The 2,354-nt window shown below is 65.1% G+C and carries 1 protein-coding gene and 1 pseudogene; both read right to left on the bottom strand.

Annotated elements, in window-relative coordinates:
* Positions 1-249 precede the first annotated feature (249 nt).
* A pseudogene (locus tag ACWDVB_RS40210) lies at positions 250-1,015 on the bottom strand (transposase).
* Positions 1,016-1,100: 85 nt separating this feature from the next.
* On the bottom strand, positions 1,101-2,039 hold the full coding sequence (locus ACWDVB_RS40205) for a MerR family transcriptional regulator (RefSeq protein WP_451520017.1): 939 nt from the start codon (positions 2,037-2,039) through the stop codon (positions 1,101-1,103).
* Positions 2,040-2,354 lie beyond the last annotated feature (315 nt).

Genomic DNA, 2,354 nt, shown 5'->3' with positions numbered 1-2,354 from the left:
GTGTTCGGCCCGGCGCCGGTCGCGGTCGATGATCGGCCGAGTCCGGCTTCAGCCGGTGAGCAGGCATCTCGGGCGAGCAAGTACCTTTCGTCTCACGGCTGTTGACCAAAAAGTCGAGGGAGTCGGGGGAGCCGAGAGAGCCAAGGAAGCCGCAAGAGCGGGGGCAGGCGTGCGGCTGCGGCCACCGCGCCACCCCCTGGACCGCCGTGCCGTCGTCTAGATGAATGAGTCCAAGGGGTGTTGTTGCGGTCAGTGATCGTAGGCCGTGAGTGATCGCTTGATGGGCAGTCCAGTTTGGTCGTTGTGCCAGATCACCGCTGTGAGTGCGAGGATCCGGCACAAGACCCGGGCTGACACCCCTGCAGCGCTCTTGCCGCCGTGTCGTTCCAGGTCGAGCTGCCCTTTGAAGGTCTGATTGATCGACTCGATGACCTGCCGCAGCGGTTTGAACAGGTGCGCCCCGGCCCGCTCGGCTTCCCCCTTGCGGGCTGGCCGCAGCAACTTCAGGTGACGCTCGGCAAGGCCGTACTCGAACTCGCGGCCGAAGTAGTTCTTGTCCCCGATGATCGTCTGCCCGGGGTGAACGGCGAGGACGTCTGGCGCGGTATCGAGCATGTCGCGCAGCGTTTCGCGCTCGTCCGCCTTGGCCCCGGTGAGTGCGAACAGGACCGGCAGTCCGCCGAGTGTGCACACCAGGTGCAGACGCAGTCCCCAGAAGTATCGCGAGTGTGATGAGCAGTGAGAACGCGGCGCGCAGCCGCTTGTTGTAGCCGGACTGCTGGGGCACGTAGGGAAACAGGTGGCCGAAGTCCCGCCCGACGCGGCGAAGCCAGCGCCGCTCAGAGGTGTATCCGAGCAGCGCCGACATGACCGCGAGCGTGATCAGCTCGGCGTCACTGAGCGTGGGCGTGATTCCGACGGCAGGCCGCCACGGCGCCAGCCACGGCGAAGCCTTCAACTCGTCGTCAATCCGGGCATAGAGTGCCGTTGCGAGGGTGTCCAGGTCGTTAGTCACACATCGACGTTGGACGCCCTTGTCTCATGTCCGCAGGCGATCCCCTGGACTCATTCAGGGATCCGGGGCGTGCCCACTGCGGTGACTATGCGGCACGGTCATTTCGCAGGGCCTGGATGAGCCAGGGGTACACCGGGATCAGGTTCGGTACTACCTGCCAGCCGTTGACGATCCACACCAGCCGCCAGTATCGGTCTACCCGGGGATCGTGCGCCTCTTCGAACTGCTGGGCCATCCAGTCCCGGAATTCCGTGTCAGGGGTGCGCGCGAGCACCTCGGCGAAGCGGTGCACGAGGTCGTCGATGACGGGTGCGCCCCTGTCGCTGAGCGGGTCGATGCCCGACTCCATGGCCTCGGCCACCTTCTGACGGGTGAATTCCATCAGTTCCTCGCCGGCATCGCATTCGATGTCGAGCGGGCGCCCGGCGGCCTGACGTACGGCCGTCCGGCGCATCCGGGCACGGAAATCCTCGTCGCCGACCAGCTCGGTGAGCTCCACCCACGCGGCGACCTGCTCGCTGTTCGGATCATCGGGGAGGTCGGGAGTGGCAGCGCGAACCATGGCCACCGCAGTCGGGTCGGCATCCACTGTGCCGAAGGTGCCATCCACGAAATCGTCGATCAAACGTCGGCGTTCCTCGCCGGACAACTGTGTGAGCCTGTGCATGAGTGTGGTCTCCTCAGGACTGGCCCCGCGTCTGGCCACGACTCGCAGAACGCTCCGACGCAGTTGCAGCACCCGGATCTGGACGTCCATGGCGTCGGCGTGCGCCGCGGCGACTTCCGCCACCGAGAGCTCGCGGTCCAGTACCCGTTGAATAGTGGCCAGGTCCATGCCCAGCTCGCGCAGTGTGCGGAGGAGTTCCAGACGAAGCAGTGCGTCGAGGTCGTAGAGCCGGTAACCGGCGGGGCTACGGGTGGTCGGCGCTACCACCCCCGAATCGGAGTAGAAGCGGATGGTCCTCACAGACAAGCCGGTCCGCCGGGAAAGCTCCCCGATCGAGTAGAGGGTCGTAACGTCCATGTCCCCCACTCTGCTGTCTCCAGTCACTGGAGACTCAAGGCCATTCCCAAGCAGGGCCCGACCACGAGACGTCCTCCGAGTTGCTGGAGCATGCGTTGCGCGCTCTCCGCTGCCCGCCAGGATGAAACGGGCACGCCTTGCACGTGCTGGGCGAGTGATGGCAGCGACATGCGACACCGCTCGCTGGCGGCCTACGGCTACGAGCCCTTGGACTCAATCATCTAGGCCGTGTATCGAAAGTGGATCTTGAGGTGTGAATGATCACGGTTCATGGGTCGGGGAGATCTCACGGATGAACAGTGGACGGTGTTAGAG

The sequence above is a fragment of the Streptomyces sp. NPDC003379 genome (assembly GCF_053589195.1).
This window is presented reverse-complemented; position numbering and strand designations above follow the sequence as displayed.